Annotated in this window: 18 protein-coding genes; 13 read left to right on the top strand and 5 right to left on the bottom strand. The window is 63.6% G+C overall.

Translation table 11 applies throughout. From position 1 onward, the window contains the following. Positions 1–269 precede the first annotated feature (269 nt). From CCICO_RS09760 to CCICO_RS09795, 8 genes are all read left to right on the top strand, one after another. Positions 270–836 carry a hypothetical protein gene (locus CCICO_RS09760; RefSeq protein ID WP_018019374.1) on the top strand — a complete coding sequence of 189 codons (567 nt, stop codon included), beginning with the start codon at positions 270–272 and terminating at the stop codon, positions 834–836. Positions 837–1,468: 632 nt separating this feature from the next. Then, a complete protein-coding gene (locus tag CCICO_RS09765) occupies positions 1,469–1,717 on the top strand; it encodes a hypothetical protein (RefSeq protein ID WP_156809832.1) in 249 nt (82 codons plus the stop codon). A 71-nt stretch (positions 1,718–1,788) separates the two neighbouring features. Continuing rightward, the gene (locus CCICO_RS09770; protein ID WP_018019376.1) at positions 1,789–4,704 is read left to right on the top strand and encodes a Na+/H+ antiporter subunit A; all 2,916 of its coding nucleotides are present in this window, start codon (positions 1,789–1,791) and stop codon (positions 4,702–4,704) included. Further along, positions 4,694–5,197: a Na(+)/H(+) antiporter subunit C gene (locus CCICO_RS09775; protein ID WP_018019377.1), complete on the top strand. Its 504-nt coding sequence runs from the start codon at positions 4,694–4,696 to the stop codon at positions 5,195–5,197. Before CCICO_RS09770 ends, CCICO_RS09775 begins: the two co-directional genes overlap by 11 nt. Continuing rightward, on the top strand, positions 5,197–6,834 hold the full coding sequence (locus CCICO_RS09780) for a Na+/H+ antiporter subunit D (RefSeq protein WP_018019378.1): 1,638 nt from the start codon (positions 5,197–5,199) through the stop codon (positions 6,832–6,834). The genes CCICO_RS09775 and CCICO_RS09780 overlap by 1 nt, the downstream gene beginning before the upstream one ends. Then, positions 6,831–7,385, top strand: coding sequence for a Na+/H+ antiporter subunit E (locus CCICO_RS09785; RefSeq protein WP_018019379.1), 555 nt, complete (start codon positions 6,831–6,833; stop codon positions 7,383–7,385). Before CCICO_RS09780 ends, CCICO_RS09785 begins: the two co-directional genes overlap by 4 nt. A gap of 37 nt (positions 7,386–7,422) precedes the next feature. Further along, positions 7,423–7,656: a monovalent cation/H+ antiporter complex subunit F gene (locus CCICO_RS09790; protein ID WP_425265819.1), complete on the top strand. Its 234-nt coding sequence runs from the start codon at positions 7,423–7,425 to the stop codon at positions 7,654–7,656. After that, positions 7,653–8,099: a monovalent cation/H(+) antiporter subunit G gene (locus CCICO_RS09795; RefSeq protein WP_018019381.1), complete on the top strand. Its 447-nt coding sequence runs from the start codon at positions 7,653–7,655 to the stop codon at positions 8,097–8,099. Before CCICO_RS09790 ends, CCICO_RS09795 begins: the two co-directional genes overlap by 4 nt. Here the strand turns inward: CCICO_RS09795 and CCICO_RS09800 are convergent. Genes CCICO_RS09800 through CCICO_RS09810 form a run of 3 tightly spaced genes read right to left on the bottom strand, consistent with a single transcriptional unit; the run spans position 8,081 to position 10,225 of the window. After that, on the bottom strand, positions 8,081–9,262 hold the full coding sequence (locus tag CCICO_RS09800; protein ID WP_018019382.1) for a glutamate--cysteine ligase: 1,182 nt from the start codon (positions 9,260–9,262) through the stop codon (positions 8,081–8,083). The genes CCICO_RS09795 and CCICO_RS09800 overlap by 19 nt on opposite strands. Before the next feature lie 59 nt (positions 9,263–9,321). After that, positions 9,322–9,957 carry a LytR C-terminal domain-containing protein gene (locus CCICO_RS09805; RefSeq protein WP_244263989.1) on the bottom strand — a complete coding sequence of 212 codons (636 nt, stop codon included), beginning with the start codon at positions 9,955–9,957 and terminating at the stop codon, positions 9,322–9,324. Positions 9,958–10,009: 52 nt separating this feature from the next. Continuing rightward, a complete protein-coding gene (locus CCICO_RS09810) occupies positions 10,010–10,225 on the bottom strand; it encodes a DUF3263 domain-containing protein (protein ID WP_018019384.1) in 216 nt (71 codons plus the stop codon). 18 nt (positions 10,226–10,243) lie between these two features. On the opposite strand from CCICO_RS09810, the gene CCICO_RS09815 reads away from it, so the two are divergent. Together CCICO_RS09815 and CCICO_RS09820 are read left to right on the top strand one after the other, a co-directional pair. Continuing rightward, positions 10,244–10,873 (top strand): peptide deformylase, encoded by a 630-nt coding sequence (locus CCICO_RS09815; RefSeq protein WP_018019385.1) that lies wholly within the window; start codon positions 10,244–10,246, stop codon positions 10,871–10,873. Further along, positions 10,873–11,883: an N-acetylglutamate synthase, CG3035 family gene (locus CCICO_RS09820; RefSeq protein WP_018019386.1), complete on the top strand. Its 1,011-nt coding sequence runs from the start codon at positions 10,873–10,875 to the stop codon at positions 11,881–11,883. Before CCICO_RS09815 ends, CCICO_RS09820 begins: the two co-directional genes overlap by 1 nt. On the opposite strand, the gene CCICO_RS09825 is transcribed toward CCICO_RS09820, so the two are convergent. Further along, positions 11,884–12,474 carry an RDD family protein gene (locus tag CCICO_RS09825; protein ID WP_018019387.1) on the bottom strand — a complete coding sequence of 197 codons (591 nt, stop codon included), beginning with the start codon at positions 12,472–12,474 and terminating at the stop codon, positions 11,884–11,886. It abuts the gene before it with no gap. Positions 12,475–12,578: 104 nt separating this feature from the next. On the opposite strand from CCICO_RS09825, the gene CCICO_RS09830 reads away from it, so the two are divergent. The 3 genes from CCICO_RS09830 to CCICO_RS09840 all read left to right on the top strand — a co-directional run bounded on the left by CCICO_RS09830 (position 12,579) and on the right by CCICO_RS09840 (position 16,181). Beyond that, the gene (locus CCICO_RS09830) at positions 12,579–13,358 is read left to right on the top strand and encodes an exodeoxyribonuclease III (protein ID WP_026161393.1); all 780 of its coding nucleotides are present in this window, start codon (positions 12,579–12,581) and stop codon (positions 13,356–13,358) included. 15 nt (positions 13,359–13,373) lie between these two features. After that, positions 13,374–14,864: a cardiolipin synthase gene (gene cls, locus CCICO_RS09835; protein WP_018019389.1), complete on the top strand. Its 1,491-nt coding sequence runs from the start codon at positions 13,374–13,376 to the stop codon at positions 14,862–14,864. Positions 14,865–14,954: 90 nt separating this feature from the next. Then, positions 14,955–16,181, top strand: coding sequence for a Na/Pi symporter (locus tag CCICO_RS09840; RefSeq protein ID WP_018019390.1), 1,227 nt, complete (start codon positions 14,955–14,957; stop codon positions 16,179–16,181). On the opposite strand, the gene CCICO_RS09845 is transcribed toward CCICO_RS09840, so the two are convergent. After that, positions 16,178–16,960, bottom strand: coding sequence for an ABC-2 transporter permease family protein (locus CCICO_RS09845; protein WP_018019391.1), 783 nt, complete (start codon positions 16,958–16,960; stop codon positions 16,178–16,180). The two genes, CCICO_RS09840 and CCICO_RS09845, sit on opposite strands and share 4 nt — an antisense overlap. Positions 16,961–16,962 lie beyond the last annotated feature (2 nt).

Consider the following 16,962-nt stretch of genomic DNA (forward strand, 5'->3'; position numbering starts at 1 on the left):
CGCCGCTTACTATGCCCCACATGATCACCCGCCACGTATGCAGCCTTCGCGCCCTTAAAAGCCCGGCCCTTCGAGCCGCCGGCCTTCTAGGCGTACGAGTACTGAAGGCTACGTACCTTGGCGGAGGAGCTCACAGCGAGGACTGAAACCTCCGTACAAGGAAGTAGTCGTTAAGACCCCCACACCGCCGCTATCTCTGGCGAAGAAATCTTCAGTCCTTCGACACCGTTGTTTTCAGCTCCGTTGTACAAGGAATGTGATCAGGCATCATGCCCACCACTTACGCTCATCAGTCTCTGCGCTCCACCATTGTCGAGTACCACCGCCGTCCCACGCCGGCTGGTCACCACATCCCCATCCCCGCTGAGCGCACCACCTCGCGCACCTTTGCCGATGATCCCTTCCGGGCCCGCTTTGGCCATCGCTTGCCCCGCGGCCTGCGGGAGGAAGCACGCGGTATGGAGTGGCGCACCTTCGCCGCCACCTACGCGCCACTGGGAGACCTCCGCATCACCCACATGGACAGCGAACGTCTGCGCGGCGGCCGCTACCGATACACCGCCGCCATCACCGACACCACCACAGGCACACGCCACGAATCCACTCGGGAAATCATCGCCACCGGCCCCTGCTCCGCTGTCACCAACCTGCTGGCCGATATGGGCCGCCGCGTGGAAGTCCTCAGCTTTCACCAGTTCGACATCTTCGAGGCCACCGTTACCTTCATCTACACCTGCGAGCACAACAAGCGGGCATGGGCCATGGGGTTCGGACCGACCTCGGAGGCTTCCATTGCCGCAGCGCTGAGCACGGCTGCTGCCCGCCTGCACGGCTAAAAGCATTCGACACCCGGTTCCTCTTGTTTAAGGGTGTGTTTACCTTGTTCTGCGAAGTCACACGTGCTCTCCGCAGGAGATCGAACTTGCCGCCGGTTGCTTTCTCACTGGCCAGAAGCATGGCACTGTAACAACCTCCCCCAAGGGGCCGAGGGTGTCACATGGGTTGATTGGCGGCTTCCCTCTTGCGGCCCTCGAAGGCTTCCTGCCGCGTCTCAACTCCACACCGCCGGCTAGGTAGCCAAGCCGTCACATGCCTGAAATGCACAAGGTAAAAATCCCCCAATAGCTGCGTGGAATCAGTTGAGAAATCACACTAGAGCTAGGAGCTTAGCTACCGGTATGGTGAACAGCTTTACTGAAAAAGCTGCCGCTGTATTGTGCTATTCGGGAGGTGGTATTGCCAGAGATAGTATTGACTGCTCAGTGTCGAGGGACATCGATCTGGGCGTGACGCCCACCAAGATTGAGCGGGAATTGCAACCACTTGTCGAACCCAGACCTGGTTCGATCCATCCACACAGCAACTGGTGCGGCAAGGGGCATAGCGGCCCAGGAGTAGGTAGAAATGGTAGGACCACAGCCGAAGTGATTATTTTCCGGCTCGACCACAGAGGTTGTACGTGGCACTAATGAATACCGGCGCAATGGACAAGCTGATTCTCATCCTCGGCTGGGCTGCCGTCGTGATCTCCATTGCGATCCAGACGATCGGTTCGATATCCATGCTGGGGCAGGCGTGGCCGTGGATCTTTATCTCCGCGGCGGTGGGATGTGCGGCATGGCTGCGAAATACCGCGCTCGCGTGGGGCGTGGTGGTGGCCGTACTGTGGCCACTCATGGTGCTGCTGATGTTTGTGCTGTTCTTCAACGCCCCCTAAGGCTGCGGTTGGTGTCCGAGGTCTCGTTTAGAATGAGACACGTTGCTTCCTCTACTAGATGAGGTGGATGTGTGCTTCTTCTGCTCCTCTGCTTAATTGCCGCGTCGCTGCTCGCACCCGTACTCCTGCGGGTGATAGGGCGCGCGGCATTCGGTGTGGTGGCGCTCGTACCGGCAGCCGGGTTTGGCTGGGTGCTCACCACCTTCTTCACCACGCCCGAGCCCACCATCCGCACTGCGGAGATTGAGTGGATGGGCGGCGCACACCTCAATCTAGACTTCCGGCTCGATAGCCTCTCAGCGCTATTCGCCCTCATTATCTTGGGGATCGGCGCGCTTGTGTTGCTGTACTGCTGGGGCTATTTCGACGCCAACCCGCGCCGACTCGCCACCTTCGGCGGATGCATGGTGGCGTTTTGCATGGCCATGTACGGCCTAGTGATCTCGGACAACCTGCTGCTCATGTACGTGTTCTGGGAGATCACCTCTGTACTCTCCTTTTTGCTGGTGGGCTACTACGGCGAGCGCGCCTCCTCCCGCCGCTCCGCAGGCCAGGCACTCATGGTCACCTCCCTCGGCGGGTTAGCCATGCTCGTGGGCATCGTGGTCTTCGGCACCCGCTCTGGTCAGTGGACTCTGTCCGGGCTGGTGAACCACGGCATCGGCCCCGATGCCCCGTGGATGGGCGCGGCCGTGGCCCTCGTGCTGGCGGGGGCACTGAGTAAGTCCGCCATCGCACCCGCCCACTTCTGGCTCCCCGGCGCGATGGCGGCCCCCACGCCAGTCTCGGCCTATCTACACTCGGCGGCGATGGTCAAGGCGGGCATCTATCTGGTGGCGCGGCTATCGCCCACCCTCAACGGGATCACCGCCTGGCATTTGATCGTGCTGCCGCTGGGTATCTTCACCATGTTGTTGGGCGGCTGGATGGCGCTGCGGCAGAAGGACCTGAAACTCATTTTGGCCTATGGCACCGTCTCGCAGCTGGGCTTTATCATTACGGTCATGGGTGTCGGCGCCAAGGAGGCGCTCATCGCTGGACTGGCGCTCATGCTTGCCCACTCGATGTTCAAAGCCACCCTGTTCATGGTGGTCGGCGCCATCGATCACTGTGCGGGCACCCGCAACAAGAACAAGCTCTCTGGGCTGGGGCGCACGAAGCCCGGGCTGGCATTGATCGCCGCCTTAGCTGGGGCGTCGATGGCGGGCATTCCGCCCTTCTTTGGTTTCGTCGCAAAAGAGGCGGTATTTGAGACCCTGCTGCACGAACCCTTGCTGGTGGGTCTGCCAGGCCAGGCCACCCTTCTCGGGCTAGTGGTGGGCTCGGTGCTCACCATGGCTTATACCTTGTACTTCTTCCACGCAGCCTTTTTAGTCAAGCGCCCCGATCACCCCAGCGGCGGCGGGATTTCCCCGGCGGTGGCAGAGATGGAGCCGTTAAGCTTCACCCAATGGGCCCCGCCGCTGGTGCTGGCATGCTTGGGGCTGTTTTTTGGGCTGCGCCCCGAGCTGCTTGACCAGGCGATCAGTATTCACGCCGGCACTGTCTACGATGGCGCCGAGCACACCGCCGTGGCCCCGTCCGGCGAGCTGGCGCTGTGGCATGGATTTGGTATCCCGCTGTTGCTTACGGGCGTCATCATCCTGCTTGGCGCGATCATGCACTGGCAGCGCAAAACCTTAGAAAGGTTCCACTTTGATAAGCCCGCGCTGGGTTCTGCGGATGCCGCCTATGACGCCACCCTCGATATGCTGCGCCGCTGGTCGCTACGCATCACCGCCAACACCCAGCGCGGCTCACTGCCGATCAACGAGGCCGTGATTCTCGCGACCTTCTGTGTGCTGCCGATGGTGGCGATCGTGCTGGGCGAGCGCACCGATGTGCGCATGAAACTCTGGGACACTCCCGTCCAAGGAGTATTGGCATTGATCATCATTGTGGTGGCCATCGCCACCACCCGGATGGATAATCGTCTTTCCGCAGTGGTGCTGCTGGGCGTGACGGGCTACGGCTTGGCGATGATTTTTGCCACCTACGGAGCACCCGATCTGGCGCTCACACAACTGCTGGTGGAGACCGTGTCCATGGTGGTATTCATGCTGGTGCTGCGAAAGCTGCCGGCAGAGACCTCCGCGAAGACGCGCACCGGATATCTGCGTGGCCGAGCGTGGCTGGCCGCGGCGGTGGGCATGACCACGGTGGTGCTGGGGGTCTTTGCCATGAATGCCCGCAGTGCGCCGGCGATCTCCGAGGCGATCCCCGCGTTGGCGAAGGAGATCGCGCACGGGGCGAACGCGGTGAATGTGCTGCTGGTGGATATTCGCGCCTGGGATACCCTGGGCGAGATTTCGGTGATCGTGATCGTGGCCACCGGTGTGGCCTCGCTGGTGTATCGCACCCGCAGTTTCTCTCGCACCTCTCGGCGGCCAGTGCTGCACGATCACACCTTTGGCGGGCAATGGCTCTCTGCCCCCGGAGCCCATGAGCGTGAACGCAACCGCGCCCTCATGGTGGAGGCGGCGGCGCGGCTGAGCTTCCCCGCGATGATCGTGCTCAGTGTGTTCTTCTTCTTTGCCGGCCACAATGCTCCGGGCGGCGGTTTCGCCGGGGGCTTGGTGGCGGGCCTGGCCTTCGCCCTGCGGTACTTGGCCGGCGGGCCAGAGGAGCTAGAACAGACCATGCCGGTGGATCCGGGCAGGATCATTGGAAGTGGCTTGGGGTTGGCGTCGATAAGCGCCCTTGCCCCCATGATTGTTGGTGACGCCCCGCTGCGCAGCTATGTGCTGGATCTGCACGTGCCACTGATCGGCGAGATGCACCTGGTGAGCCCGCTGGTCTTCGATCTTGGGGTGTATCTGATCGTGGTGGGGCTGGTGCTCTACATTCTGCAATCGCTGGGCGGGCAGCTGGATCGCGATGAGCGCCACCGCCGCGCGAAAAACAAGAAGGAGAACACAAAGAAGGAGATGGCGCGCCATGGTAGTTAATCTCTCCCTCGTCCTCGCCGCCGGAGTGCTGGTGGCGGCGGGAACCTTTCTGCTGCTGGAACGCGCCATGACCAAGATGCTCATGGGGCTGATACTCATGGGCAACGGCGTGAATCTGCTGATTTTGCTCGCCGGTGGCGCGGCGGGAGCCCCACCGATTATGGGGCGCAGCTCCGCGCTTGACCACACCGACTCGGACCCGCTCGCCCAAGGGATGATCCTCACCGCCATTGTGATTTCCATGGCGATGACGGCCTTTATCCTCGGCCTCGCCTATCGGCAGTACCGCTACGGCGCGGCCGACTTGGTGGAGGACGACAGCGAGGACACCGCCGTGGCCACCCGCCCGCTGGCAGCCTCAGCGGCACCGGACCACGACGCCTCCGATGATCCCCTCACCGGCGAGCCCACGGAGCGCGGCGATCTCTTTGGCCCCACCAGCTTCGAGGCACCGGTGCATGGCCAGGGCAAGAAGGAAGGAGATACGCAGTGATGGATACGCTCGCGCCGCTCTTTCCTTATCTCATCCCCGGCCCCATCCTGCTGCCGGTGATCGCCACTGCCCTCATCCACCTGCTCTCGAGCCGACGGCTACAGCACGTGGTGGCTATGGGCACCTTCATTCTGCTGCTGGCGATGTGCACGCTCATGGTGATTTACGTAGACCACGCGGGGGTGCAGAGCCTGCAGATCGGCGGCTGGGATGCCCCCATTGGGATCACCCTGGTGGCGGATCGTATCTCCACACTCATGCTCACTGTCTCCTCGCTGGTGCTGCTCGCGGTGATGTGGTTTGCCATCGCCCAGGGTATGCGCGACGGCTCGGACAAAGACCCCGTGAGCGTGTTTCTGCCGGCTTATCTCCTGCTAAGCATGGGGGTGAATATCGCCTTTCTCGCTGGGGACCTCTTCAACCTGTATGTGGGATTCGAGGTGCTGCTGGTGGCCTCCTATGTGCTGCTCACCTTAGGGGCCGCGCGGGAACGCATCCGCGCCGGCATCTCCTATGTGATGGTGAACATGCTTTCCTCGGTGATCTTTCTCATCGGCATTGCCCTCACCTACGCGGCAGTCGGCACCCTCAACCTGGCGCACATCTCCATGCGCATGGACGAGGTCCCCTCAGGGGTGCGCACCGCCATTTTCGCGGTACTGCTCGTGGCCTTCGGAGTGAAAGCCGCAGTGTTTCCGCTCTACTCCTGGCTGCCGGACTCCTACCCCACCGCTCCCGCGCTGGTGACTGCGGTGTTCGCGGGGCTTCTGACCAAGGTGGGCGTGTACTCCATCATCCGGATGCGCTCCGTGGTGTTTCCTGATGGCAGCCTCGACACGCTCTTGATGTGGGCCGCGCTTTTTACCATGCTCTTCGGCATCCTGGGCGCGATGGCGCAAAACGATATCAAGCGACTTCTCTCCTTCACCCTGGTCAGCCATATCGGGTTCATGATCTTCGGCATTGCCCTGGGCACCGCGGAGGGATTGAGCGGGGCCATCTTCTATGCCGTGCACCATATTTTGGTGCAGACCGCCCTGTTTTTGGTGGTGGGCCTGATCGAGCGCCAAGCTGGGTCCTCCTCGCTGCGGCGCCTCGGCTCGCTCGCATGGACCTCGCCGGTGCTCGCCGCGCTGTTTCTCATCCCCGCGCTCAACCTCGGCGGCATCCCGCCCTTCTCGGGGTTTTTGGGCAAGGTGTTGCTCATCCAAGCCGGTGCCACCCATTCGGGAGCACTGGTGTGGCTACTCATTGGCGGCACGGTGCTCACCAGCCTGCTCACCCTCTACACCATGGTGGTGGTGTGGTCCAAGGCCTTTTGGCGGGACCGCTCCGATGCGCCCGAGGGCAACCAGGCTTTCGCCCGGCCCACCCCACTGGTCGAAAACACCGACACCATCGAGATCACCGAACGCAGCGACGTAGGCCGGATGCCCACCGGCATGGTGGCCTCCACCTCCCTGCTGGTGGCAGCCTCCCTTGCGATTACGGTGCTTGCCGGTCCGCTGTCTGAGGTGACCACCCGGGCCGCGGAGTCCACCCAGGATCTCGATAACTATCGCAGCGCCGTGCTTGGCCACGAGCTGGAACACTACGAACCGGGGCGCCAGCCCTCACTCCGAGGAGGCCAGCGATGATCGAGGGATTCAAACGCCGCTTCCGGCCGCTGTCTGTGGTGGTGCTGGCCGTAATCTGGGTGATGCTCTACGGCGAGATCACGTCCGGCAACATTCTGGCGGGCCTGGGCATCGGCCTAGCCGTGACGGTCTTGCTGCCGCTGCCGAGCGTGCCCATGACGTGGACCCGCATCAACCTCTGGCAGCTGCTCCGCCTAGCCGGTGCCTTCGCGGTGGACCTCGTGGTCTCCTCCGCCCGGGTGGCGTGGATCGCGCTGCGCCCCAGTGAACCGCCTCGCTCCGCAATTGTCTATGTGCCTATGCGCGTGCAGGACGAGTTTGTGTTTGCCCTAGCCGCCACCATCTTGAACCTCACCCCAGGGGGCGCGGTATGTGATCTGGATGTGGCCAACCGCCGCATGGTGTATCACGTGCTCGACGGCCGCTCCCCGGACTCCATCGCCGCAGCCACCGGCAGCGTCCGGGCGCTGGAGAAGCGCCTCATCGCCATCTTTGAAACCGACACCCAGCGGGCGCACACCCATAAGGAGAAGGTGACACCCCATGGATAATGATCTCTACATCACCCTGCTGATCATCCCCTCCACGATGCTCGCGGTCGCCGCGCTCATCGCGGTAGGCCGGATCCTGGTCGGGCCCAACTCCCTCGATCGGCTGCTTAGCTTCGATGCGATCGTGGCCATGTCCCAGGCAGGCCTTGCGCTGTATATCTGCTACACCCTCGATACCACCGTGTCGAATGCCATGATGGTGCTGGCGCTACTGGGGTTCATCTCCACGGTGGCCGTCACCCGATTCCGGAAGCGAGACGCCCGCCGATGACCTCCGCCCTATTGATCGCCTCGTTCATCTGCCTCACCTTCGGTGCCCTGCTCTCGCTCTCCGCGAGCCTGGGGTTGGCCCGCTTTCATGGCACGATGCAAAGGCTGCACGCCATCACCAAGCCGCAGACTCTCGGCTTGGTACTGGTGGTGCTCGGCGCGATCCTGCGCGTCATCGCAATTGAGGATTTCGGTTCCTCGGAACGCGGCGATATCACCGCGATGGTGCTAGTCATGTTTTTCGCTCTGCTGACCGCGCCGGTAGTTGCGCAGCGCTTTGGCAGGATCGCTAGGCAGGAAAAGCTGTACGACGCCGAGCGCGTGACCCGCGACGAGCCCGCCGAAAAGCAGCGCAAGGCGCGGGAAAAGGAGCAACGGCAGCAGAAGGAAGAGCAGCGCCGCCGCAAGGAGCAGACACAGGGCGGCTATGGGCGGCCGCGGTAAAGCTCCTCGATGGTGAGGTCCACCACGTCCTTCCAGTCGCCGCTGGCCTCAAAGACGGCGCGCTGCCGAGCATAGGCGGCGGGGCGATCCAGCATCGCCTCCAACTCGGTGAACTCCTCGGCGCAGCCCAGCTCCCCAGCCAGTGGTCGCAGGGTGGCGATAATCTCGCGCAGGGAGTCACGCACCCATTCCTCTTCAGTGTTGCGACCAGTAATGACCAACGCATCCATGCCGTATCGGGCGGCGCGCCATTTATTTTCCGCGTTGTGCCACAGCGGAAGCTGTGGCAGTTCCTCGCCGCGATCGAGAGCACGGTCAAAGTAGACCACCAGGGTGTGGGTAAGTGCGACGAGCGCGGCAAGCTCGCTGAGCGTGGAGGGCGCATCGCAGGCGCGCACCTCGATGGTGCCCCACTTGCCGGCGGGACGGATATCCAGATGCATCGAACCGGTGTGGCTGATCACCCCGGAGGTATCTTGATCCTCCATGTACTCCGACCACTGCTCCCAGGTGTCAAAGACAAAGGGCAGCCCAGCAGTGGGCAGCTGCTGGTAAAGCATCGTGCGATTGGAGGCATAGCCGGTGTCGAGCCCATTCCAGCCCGGCGAGGAGGCCGAGAGGGCCAGCAGGTGCGGGAAGGTGGTCATTAGCGCGTTGATGATCGGCCACACCTTATCCTCGTGCTCGATAGAGACGTGCACGTGCAAACCCCAGATGAGCATCTGCCGGCCCCAGTACTGGGTGCGTTCGATGATCTCCGAATAGGGGCCCTTGTCCGAGACCGGCTGCTCGCGCCAATCCGCGAAGGGGTGCGAGCCCGCCGACCACAGCTTCACGCCCACATGCTCGGCGGCCTCCTGCAGGGCAGTCAGGCCAATGTGGAGCTCATTGACCACCTCGGGCACGGTGGATCCCACACCAGTGATGAGCTCCACGGTGTTGGCCAGAAATTCCCGCTCCACGTGCACATCCGGATAGTGGGTGTTCATGTAATCCACCACCTCGTGGGCGCGGGGCACGAGATCACGGGTTATGGGATCCACGAGGGCGATCTCCCACTCCACCCCGAGGGTGTGAGGGCCGCCCCGTTTGAAGCTTTGGTGATGGGAGACAGAACGGCGTTTCTCGCCGGCGGACAGCGAGGAAGACGAAGAGGGAGTCATGGTGAAGTACTACTCAATTCCAGCGGGATTCACTACCCGCAGGGTGGGACAATCGCCGGCTAGGGGGTGCGCAGATCCTTGGTGAGGATGAGGACCACGCCCTGCGGGGCGGTGGCCACGGCCTCGTTGCGCGGCTGGGCCTGCACGCCGAGCTGCTCGGCGAGGGAACGGGCGGCGCGCTCTTCCTCCGCATTGCCCGGGGTGAAGAAGACGGTGGTCTCCGGCAGCGGGGTATCGGCAAAGTTGCCCACCTCGCGCACATCCCAGCCAGTGTCGCGCAGCTCGGTGGCCACGGTATCGGCCAAGCCGGTGATGGTGGAGTTGTTCAACGTGGTCACCGGTACCGCCTTCGGATCCCCGGTGGCGCTGGGCTGCGCCGGGCGCGGCGGCTGCTCGCCCGCTGGGCGATCGGCCTCCGGCTTCTTCTCCCCTTCGGGGCGCTGAGACTGCGGGCTATCCGGGCGCTCCTGCTTCTGCTCCGGGGCGGAGGATTCCTCCGAGGAGCTAGAGGAGCCGGGATCAGCCACCACGGTCTCGTTGGGATCATCGGAGTCGATGAGGGTGAACGCTCCCCACAGCGCCAGCAGCACGGCCACGCTGATGAGGATCATCGCCAGGCCGCGGACGGGCGTCTCGGAACCGCGCGAAGCGGGCGCGGGGTCGTGCTCAGTGGGCTCGTGGGTGGAGTAGTTCATCTCAGACACGCATGCCATCTTAACGTGAACTATCGGCGGAGCTGAAAGTTTCTTAAGATCGCTGCTCGCGCAGGCGCCGCAGGCGGGCGATGAGCAGCGGCTCGCTCTGGGCAGCGAGGGGGGCGTCGATAAGCTCATTCAAGCGCTGGTAGTAGCGCACAGGCGTGGTGCCGAGAGCACGAATGGCCTCCTCCTTCCGCCCTGCTTGCACGAAGCGTTTCTTCTCCAACTCGAGAATCGCTTTGTCGTGCTCACTCAACTGACTCATGGGTCTACACTCTATTGCATGACAATTCGCCCCATCGTGATCTACGGAGACCCCGTCCTCCACTCCCCCACCGAGCCTGTGACCGAGCCGGTGAGCGAACTCTCAGAGCTCATCGCCGATATGCACGAGACCCTCGTGGCCTCCAATGGGGTGGGCTTGGCGGCCAATCAGGTGGGTGTGAGCAAGCGGCTGTTCGTCTACCGCTGCCCCGATATCGACGGCCCCGAAGGCAGCGATAAGGCCCCCGAGGATATCGAGCGCGATGGCGGCCGGATTCGGGTGGGCTGCGTGATCAACCCGGTACTGGAGACCTCCACCATTCCCGAGACCATGCCCGCCGAGGACGGCTCCGAGGACGAGGGCTGCCTCTCCCTGCCCGGCGAGGGCTTTCCCACCGGCCGCGCCGACTGGGCGCGGGTAACCGGGCTGGACGAGAATGGCGAGGAGATCTCCGTAGAAGGCTATGGCTTCTTCGCGCGGCTACTGCAACACGAGGTGGGCCATCTCGACGGCTATGTCTACACCGATGTGCTCGTCGGGCGGAATAAGCGCGCCGCCAAAAAGATGGTGAAGCGCAATGGCTGGACCGAGGCGGGCCGCACTTGGCTGCCCGGCACCGACCCCGACCCCTTCGGCTTCGACAACTAATGCTGCCCTTCCCCTACCGCGGCCGGGCGCCCAAAGTGGGCGACCGCGTCATCGTTCGGCGCTGCCTCCCCGATACTCCCGGCCATCTCACCGATGTGATCGGCCACGTGCTGAGCCTGGAGCCGCTGGAGATCCGCCCGCAGTCCGTGGGCGGGTTGCCCTCTTCCGCGCCCTCGCTGCGTATCGACGCTTCCTTGGTCACAATCCTCAAAGTCTTAAGCCCGCGGCGGGTGATGAACTCCGATATCCGCGCCATCGAGCACGCCACTGCCTTGGCATTTCCGGGCATCGAACACACCTGGAGCTCGGACGGCCACTGGTTGCTGCGCGCCGGCGATGGCATCACCGAACGATCCAACTCCGCCACCCCGCTCGGCAGCTCCGCTGGCTTTAGCCTGCCGCCGTTGCAGGAGATCCGCGAGTTTTATGATCGCCACCAGCTCCCTGTGCGCATCCACCTGCCCGATCGCATCGCTCGCAATGCCGAGCGGCTCTGCCAGCCACCCGGTTGGGAGATAGGCCCGGAGATCATTGTGATGACCCGCTCGCTCAGCGACTGCGCCACCGAGCCTGCCGATCCACTGCCGGAGAACATGACAGTGAGTGTGGATACGCAGCCGGATGAGCAGTGGTTGGAGCAGTACCACTTCCGCGGCCAAGCGCTGCCGGTGCACGCCCTAGAGCTCCTCATGCGCCAGATTGACGGGCGCATGGGCTTCGCCCGCATCCAGGTTGATGGGCACACCGTGGCGATCACCCGCGCCACCATCACCAGCTCCCCCGATGGGCGGCGCTGGCTGGGCTATTCGGCCGTGGAGGTCAAGGACGCCTGGCGGCGCCGCGGGCTGGGAACCCTGCTGGGCCGCGCGGTACTGCATTGGGGTGCACGCTCCGGCGCCACGGACGCCTATCTGCAGGTAATAGCCTCCAACACCGCCGGTATTGGGCTCTATGAGCGGCTCGGCTTCATCGAGCATCACCGCCACCGCTACGCCACCGAGCGGCATTAGCTACTCGGGCCGGACCACGCGCAGCTCAGCACCTCGATCGTGCGGGCCCATGCCGAAGGCATCGGTGCGGGCATCCGCACCGAGCCAGCCGGCCACGCCGAGCGCAGCCACCGGGCCAGCGACGGGGATGTAGTTGAGCAGGATCCACAGGTTGCGTCGAGCAGCCGAGCTGATCGGCACCGGCATGGCGGCCGGGGCCACCACCCGCAGGCCCATCAGCCTTTTGCCGACGCTGCCGCCGCAGACATCACCGGCGGTCTGATACAGGTAGTAGCCGCCGGGCCAGCCCAAGATCATGGTGAGAGCCGCCGCTGAGGTGAGCGCCTCGGAGCCGGTGCCCCAGATCACGGCTATGAACATCGCTAGTAGCGCCACGCTGAACACGGCGGCATCCAGTGCCTGGGCGGCTAGTCGGCGTAGCACCGGCGCACAGTGCACATCCCGGCGACCGCGGTTTCGGCCCGGGCTAAACGCCTGATAGCGCTCTAAATCGGAGTAGTTCACCGGCGGACTCATCATGTCCTGCACACCGGACGGGAAGAATCGCTGCCGCTGTCCCGCCTGCGCAGAGCGGCTGTACTCATACTCCATGGCTACCTTGTCACTCCTTGTCTCTCGGCGGCACAGCAGTGCCCGTTCTTATCCCTCTCAACGTGGGATTACCCCCATTTGTTCCAACGACTACTGTAGTGAGCATGCGAATTGCCTCGTGGAACATTAACTCCGTGCGCACGCGCATCGAGCGCGCCGTGGATCTGCTGCAGCGCCATGACATCGATGTGCTGGCGCTGCAGGAAACCAAGGTCAAAGACGAGGCCTTCCCCACCGAGCCCTTCACCGAGGCCGGCTACGAGGTAGCGCACTTCGGGCTCAACCAGTGGAATGGCGTGGCGCTGATCTCCCGCGTCGGCCTAGAAAATGTGCGCACCAGCTTCCCGCAGCAGCCCGGCTATCACAACGATCCCACCGCCCCGCAGGACATTGAGGCTAGGGCGCTCGGCGCCGAGTGCGGGGGCGTGGAAGTGTGGAGCCTGTATGTGCCCAATGGCCGCGAGATCGCCCACCCGCACTATGACTACAAGCTGCGTTTCCTCTACACCTTGGGGGCCTACGCCCACAGCCTGAGCACGCCTGCGGTATTCGTGGGCGATTACAACATCGCCCCGCGCGATAGCGATGTGTGGGATGCCTCCTTCTTCGCGGGGAAAACGCACCTCACCGAACCGGAGCGCCACGCTTTCTCGTTCCTCTGCAGCGAGGGCGTGGAGGAAACCTCCCGCCGCTTCACCGAGGGCGAGTACAGCTACTGGGACTACACGGCCATGCGCTTTCCTAAAAACGAGGGCATGCGCATCGACTTCCAGGTGGCCACTGCTGCCCTGGCTGGCCGCGCCTGCGCGGGGTTTATTGACCGCGAGGAGCGCAGCGGCAAGGGGGCGTCGGATCACGCACCCGTGGTGGTGGACTATGAGTAATGGGGGCGTGCCTGCGTGATCAGCGTGAGCTTGGAGTGGTGGCAAACGGTAGGGCTGATCATCGACTACTCCATTCGTATCTTGGCCATCGGCATTGTGCCGGAGGGGCGTCGCCCTGCCGCGTCCACGGCGTGGCTGCTGATCATCCTTGTGCTGCCCATTGTGGGCCTCCCCTTGTTCCTGCTCATGGGCTCGGCCTATATCAATCGCCGCCGCCACCGCCTGCAGCAGCAGGCGAATCAGGCCATTGAGGCCGTGCAATCGGAGGCCCCAGACTATCCGCAGCACACCACACTCAGCCCCGAGCTGGAATCCATTGTGCGGCTTAACCGCACGCTCACGAACATCCCCGCTGTCACCGGCACCACCAAGGGGCTGCTGCCGGACTATTACAACAGCCTGCGCCGCATGGCCGAAGCCATCGATGGTGCCACCGATTATGTGCACATCGAGATCTACATCATCGCCTGGGATGACACCACGGATCACTTCTTCCGGGCCTGCGAGCGGGCAGTGCAGCGCGGGGTGCGGGTGCGCTTGCTCTTCGATCACGTGGGCTCGTGGAAGTATCCGGGATATATGCGCTTGGGCAGGCGGCTCGACGCCATCGGAGTGGAGTGGCATGTGATGCTGCCGCTGCGCCCGTGGTTTGGCCGCTGGCGCCGCCCCGATCTGCGCAATCACCGCAAGATGGTGATCGTGGACTCCGAGGTGGCCTTCATGGGATCGCAGAACCTCATCGATACCCACTATCTGCTGGATGCCAATATCGAGGCCGATCGGCACTGGATCGATCTCATGGTGGAGCTGGAGGGGCCGGTGGTGAACTCGCTGCGCGCGGTGTTCGCCATGGATTGGTACTTCGAAACGGGCGAGGCGCTGAACGTGCTGGAGGAAAAACCCAGCCCCGAGCTGCCGGAGGATCCGGATTCGGATATCAATATTTTGCAGCTGGTGCCCTCTGGCCCGGGTATTCCGACCTCGCCGAATCTTCGTTTGTTTAATTCCATCGCCCATCACGCCAAGCAACGGCTCATTCTCTGCTCGCCCTATTTCATCCCCGATGAGTCCCTGTTTGAGGCCATCACCAGCGCCTGCTACCGCGGGGTGCAGGTGGATCTGTTGGTGAGCGAGCGGGCCGATAATTTCATCGTCCATCACGCCCAGTCCAGCTACTACCAGGCGCTGCTGGAGGCGGGGGTGCGGATCCACACCTACCCCAAGCCCTATGTGCTGCATTCGAAGTTCATGGTGGCCGATCCGGCCTCCACGGATCGCGACGCCATTGGGGTGGTGGGCTCCTCCAATATGGATATGCGCAGCTTCAACCTCAACTACGAGGTCTCGCTCATGGTGGCGCGCGGCTCGCTCACCACCCGTCTCACCGAGCTGGCCGATGCCTATATCGCCAGCTCCTCGCAGATTGACCTTGAGCAGTGGTCTACCCGCGGCTTCTGGCGCAAGTACCTAGACAATGCTTGCAAGCTCACCTCCGGCTTGGCCTAGACCACGGCGCTGATTAGGGCGCGGCGCACGCCCCGCATTAGTGTTGAGGCCACATCAACTGGCCGTGCGAGGGGAGGATCATTTTTCAAGGTGGCAGCTGATTCCCCCGCCCGCCCATTGGGCACCACTCACCCGCGTAATCCGCGGATCACCACCTCCGATTCGGATGTGCTTGCCCCGTCCTTGCTGGGCATGGCGGTGCGCTGGTCCGGTGTGGTGGGCGCAGTGGTGCTTCTCCTTTTGGCTTTGGCATTGCTTGCCGACGCCACCTCCATGCTCTCCCACGACACCATCACCACCCTGGTCGCGGCGGCCGCCCACCCAGTGGTGGGGCTGTGCCTAGGGATCGCCGCCACGGCGGTGGTGCAATCCTCCACCACCATCACCACGGTGACGGTGGCCGCAGTAGCCACCGGGGTGGTGCCTTTACCTTTGGCGATCGCGATCATCATGGGCGCCAACATCGGCACCTCGGTGACCTCGGCGATCGTGGCCTTGAGTTTCATGCGCTCGCCGGTGGAGTTTCGCCGTGCCTTTGCCGCCGCCCATGTGCAGGGCATCTTTAATACCGCGAGCGTGGCAGTGCTCTTTCCCTTCGAGCTGGTGGCGCATCCTCTCGAGCGCGCCAGCCACTGGCTCACCTCGCGGATCTTAAGCGAAAGCCCCCACCAGGAGATCCCCACCGCGGAGTTTGTGCGGCGGCTGACAGATCCCGTCGTGGAGGTAGCGGGGACGCGCGGGGTGGCGGGCAGCGTGCTTGGGCAGGCGGCAGCACCCTGGGTGGTGCTTGTTCTGGGGGCTGCGCTGCTACTCGGGTCGGTGTATCTGATTACCCGGCAATTGCATGTGCTCATGGCCCAGGCCACCCGCACGCTCATGGAGCGGGCCCTCGGCGATTCTCAGGCCACTGGGGTGGCGGCCGGGGCGGCGCTGACGGCGCTTATTCATTCCTCGTCCACGGTGACGAGCTCGATCGTGCCTTTTGCCGCTGTGGGCTCGATCACCACCCGCGAGGCGCTGTCCCTGACCCTCGGGGCCAATATCGGCACCACGCTGACCACGCTCATGGCCACGCTCGCGGTGCAGGGGCCAGCGGGCACCACCGGGCTGGAGGTGGCGCTGGTGCATGTGCTCTTTAATCTGCTCGGCGTGATTGTGGTGATGCTGATCCAGCCCGCCACCGATGGCATCATCCACCTGGCGGACTGGTTGGCCGGGGTGGCCCAGCCGCACCCGGGCTTAAGCAGCGCGGCGGTGCTGGCCTACTACCTAGTTCTGCCCGGCGCAGTGGTGGCGCTGTACGTGCTCTTGGGTTAGGCGTCGCGCTTGTTCATCACGATTGCGCCGGCCACAAAGAAGGCGAGTGCCCACGCGGCAAAGTAGAGCCCGCTGGTGGTGGCTCCCCAGTCCGGTCCCTCGTTGACGGGCATGGTGGATTGGAAAGCGGCGAGGTGATTGAAGGGGCCGTAGCCGCTGATGTAGGGGCCGACCTTGGGGATGGTCACACCGAGGATGGATTCCAGTCCGAAGCTCCACACGAGCACCACCAGCAGCGTGCCGGCAGTGTTGCGCAGCAGCCAGGCCATGCCCATGGCGAAGGTGACGCTGAGCATGATGGCGATCGGCTTGGCCCAGAGGGCGCGTTGGACGTGTTCGTCTCCCCAGATATCCATTGACGCGGCCGCGTCGCCGGCGATGAACTTGCCCAGGTACAACGCCACGAGGACGGTGACGAGGGAGATGATCGCAGCCAGCACGGCGTAGAGGAGCCACTTGGCCACCACGACCCGCCAGCGCTGGGGGATGGCGGTGAAGGTGGAGGTGGATTGGTTGCGGCTGTATTCGGAGGTGACCATGAGCACCGCCTGGACCATGAAGATCACGGTGACCACGTCTACTGCGAAGAGCAGGCCTTGGGCGTCGAGGGCGACATCAGCATTGGCCTCCGCGATCTCGGGGTTGGCGGCCAGTTGGCGTGTGCCGAAGCCCACCATGCCGGCGAGGCCGATTCCGAAGAGGAAATACAGCAAGGAGGTGATGTAGAAGGAGCGGGTGGTGGTGAGTTTGATGAACTCCGCGCGAATGGCATTCCACATGG

The organism is Corynebacterium ciconiae DSM 44920, assembly GCF_030440575.1.
Lineage (GTDB): Bacteria > Actinomycetota > Actinomycetes > Mycobacteriales > Mycobacteriaceae > Corynebacterium > Corynebacterium ciconiae.

Bases quoted from the DNA above. Each gene is read 5' to 3' on its own strand.
- CCICO_RS09780 (WP_018019378.1), top strand. From the start codon at position 5,197: ATGGATACGCTCGCGCCGCTCTTTCCTTATCTCATCCCCGGCCCCATC.
- CCICO_RS09845 (WP_018019391.1), bottom strand. From the start codon at position 16,960: ATGTGGAATGCCATTCGCGCGGAGTTCATCAAACTCACCACCACCCGC.
- CCICO_RS09825 (WP_018019387.1), bottom strand. From the start codon at position 12,474: ATGGAGTATGAGTACAGCCGCTCTGCGCAGGCGGGACAGCGGCAGCGA.
- CCICO_RS09830 (WP_026161393.1), top strand. From the start codon at position 12,579: ATGCGAATTGCCTCGTGGAACATTAACTCCGTGCGCACGCGCATCGAG.
- CCICO_RS09765 (WP_156809832.1), top strand. From the start codon at position 1,469: ATGAATACCGGCGCAATGGACAAGCTGATTCTCATCCTCGGCTGGGCT.
- CCICO_RS09785 (WP_018019379.1), top strand. From the start codon at position 6,831: ATGATCGAGGGATTCAAACGCCGCTTCCGGCCGCTGTCTGTGGTGGTG.
- CCICO_RS09805 (WP_244263989.1), bottom strand. From the start codon at position 9,957: ATGAACTACTCCACCCACGAGCCCACTGAGCACGACCCCGCGCCCGCT.
- CCICO_RS09815 (WP_018019385.1), top strand. From the start codon at position 10,244: ATGACAATTCGCCCCATCGTGATCTACGGAGACCCCGTCCTCCACTCC.
- CCICO_RS09775 (WP_018019377.1), top strand. From the start codon at position 4,694: ATGGTAGTTAATCTCTCCCTCGTCCTCGCCGCCGGAGTGCTGGTGGCG.
- CCICO_RS09790 (WP_425265819.1), top strand. From the start codon at position 7,423: ATGCTCGCGGTCGCCGCGCTCATCGCGGTAGGCCGGATCCTGGTCGGG.
- CCICO_RS09795 (WP_018019381.1), top strand. From the start codon at position 7,653: ATGACCTCCGCCCTATTGATCGCCTCGTTCATCTGCCTCACCTTCGGT.
- CCICO_RS09810 (WP_018019384.1), bottom strand. From the start codon at position 10,225: ATGAGTCAGTTGAGTGAGCACGACAAAGCGATTCTCGAGTTGGAGAAG.
- CCICO_RS09760 (WP_018019374.1), top strand. From the start codon at position 270: ATGCCCACCACTTACGCTCATCAGTCTCTGCGCTCCACCATTGTCGAG.
- CCICO_RS09800 (WP_018019382.1), bottom strand. From the start codon at position 9,262: ATGACTCCCTCTTCGTCTTCCTCGCTGTCCGCCGGCGAGAAACGCCGT.
- CCICO_RS09820 (WP_018019386.1), top strand. From the start codon at position 10,873: ATGCTGCCCTTCCCCTACCGCGGCCGGGCGCCCAAAGTGGGCGACCGC.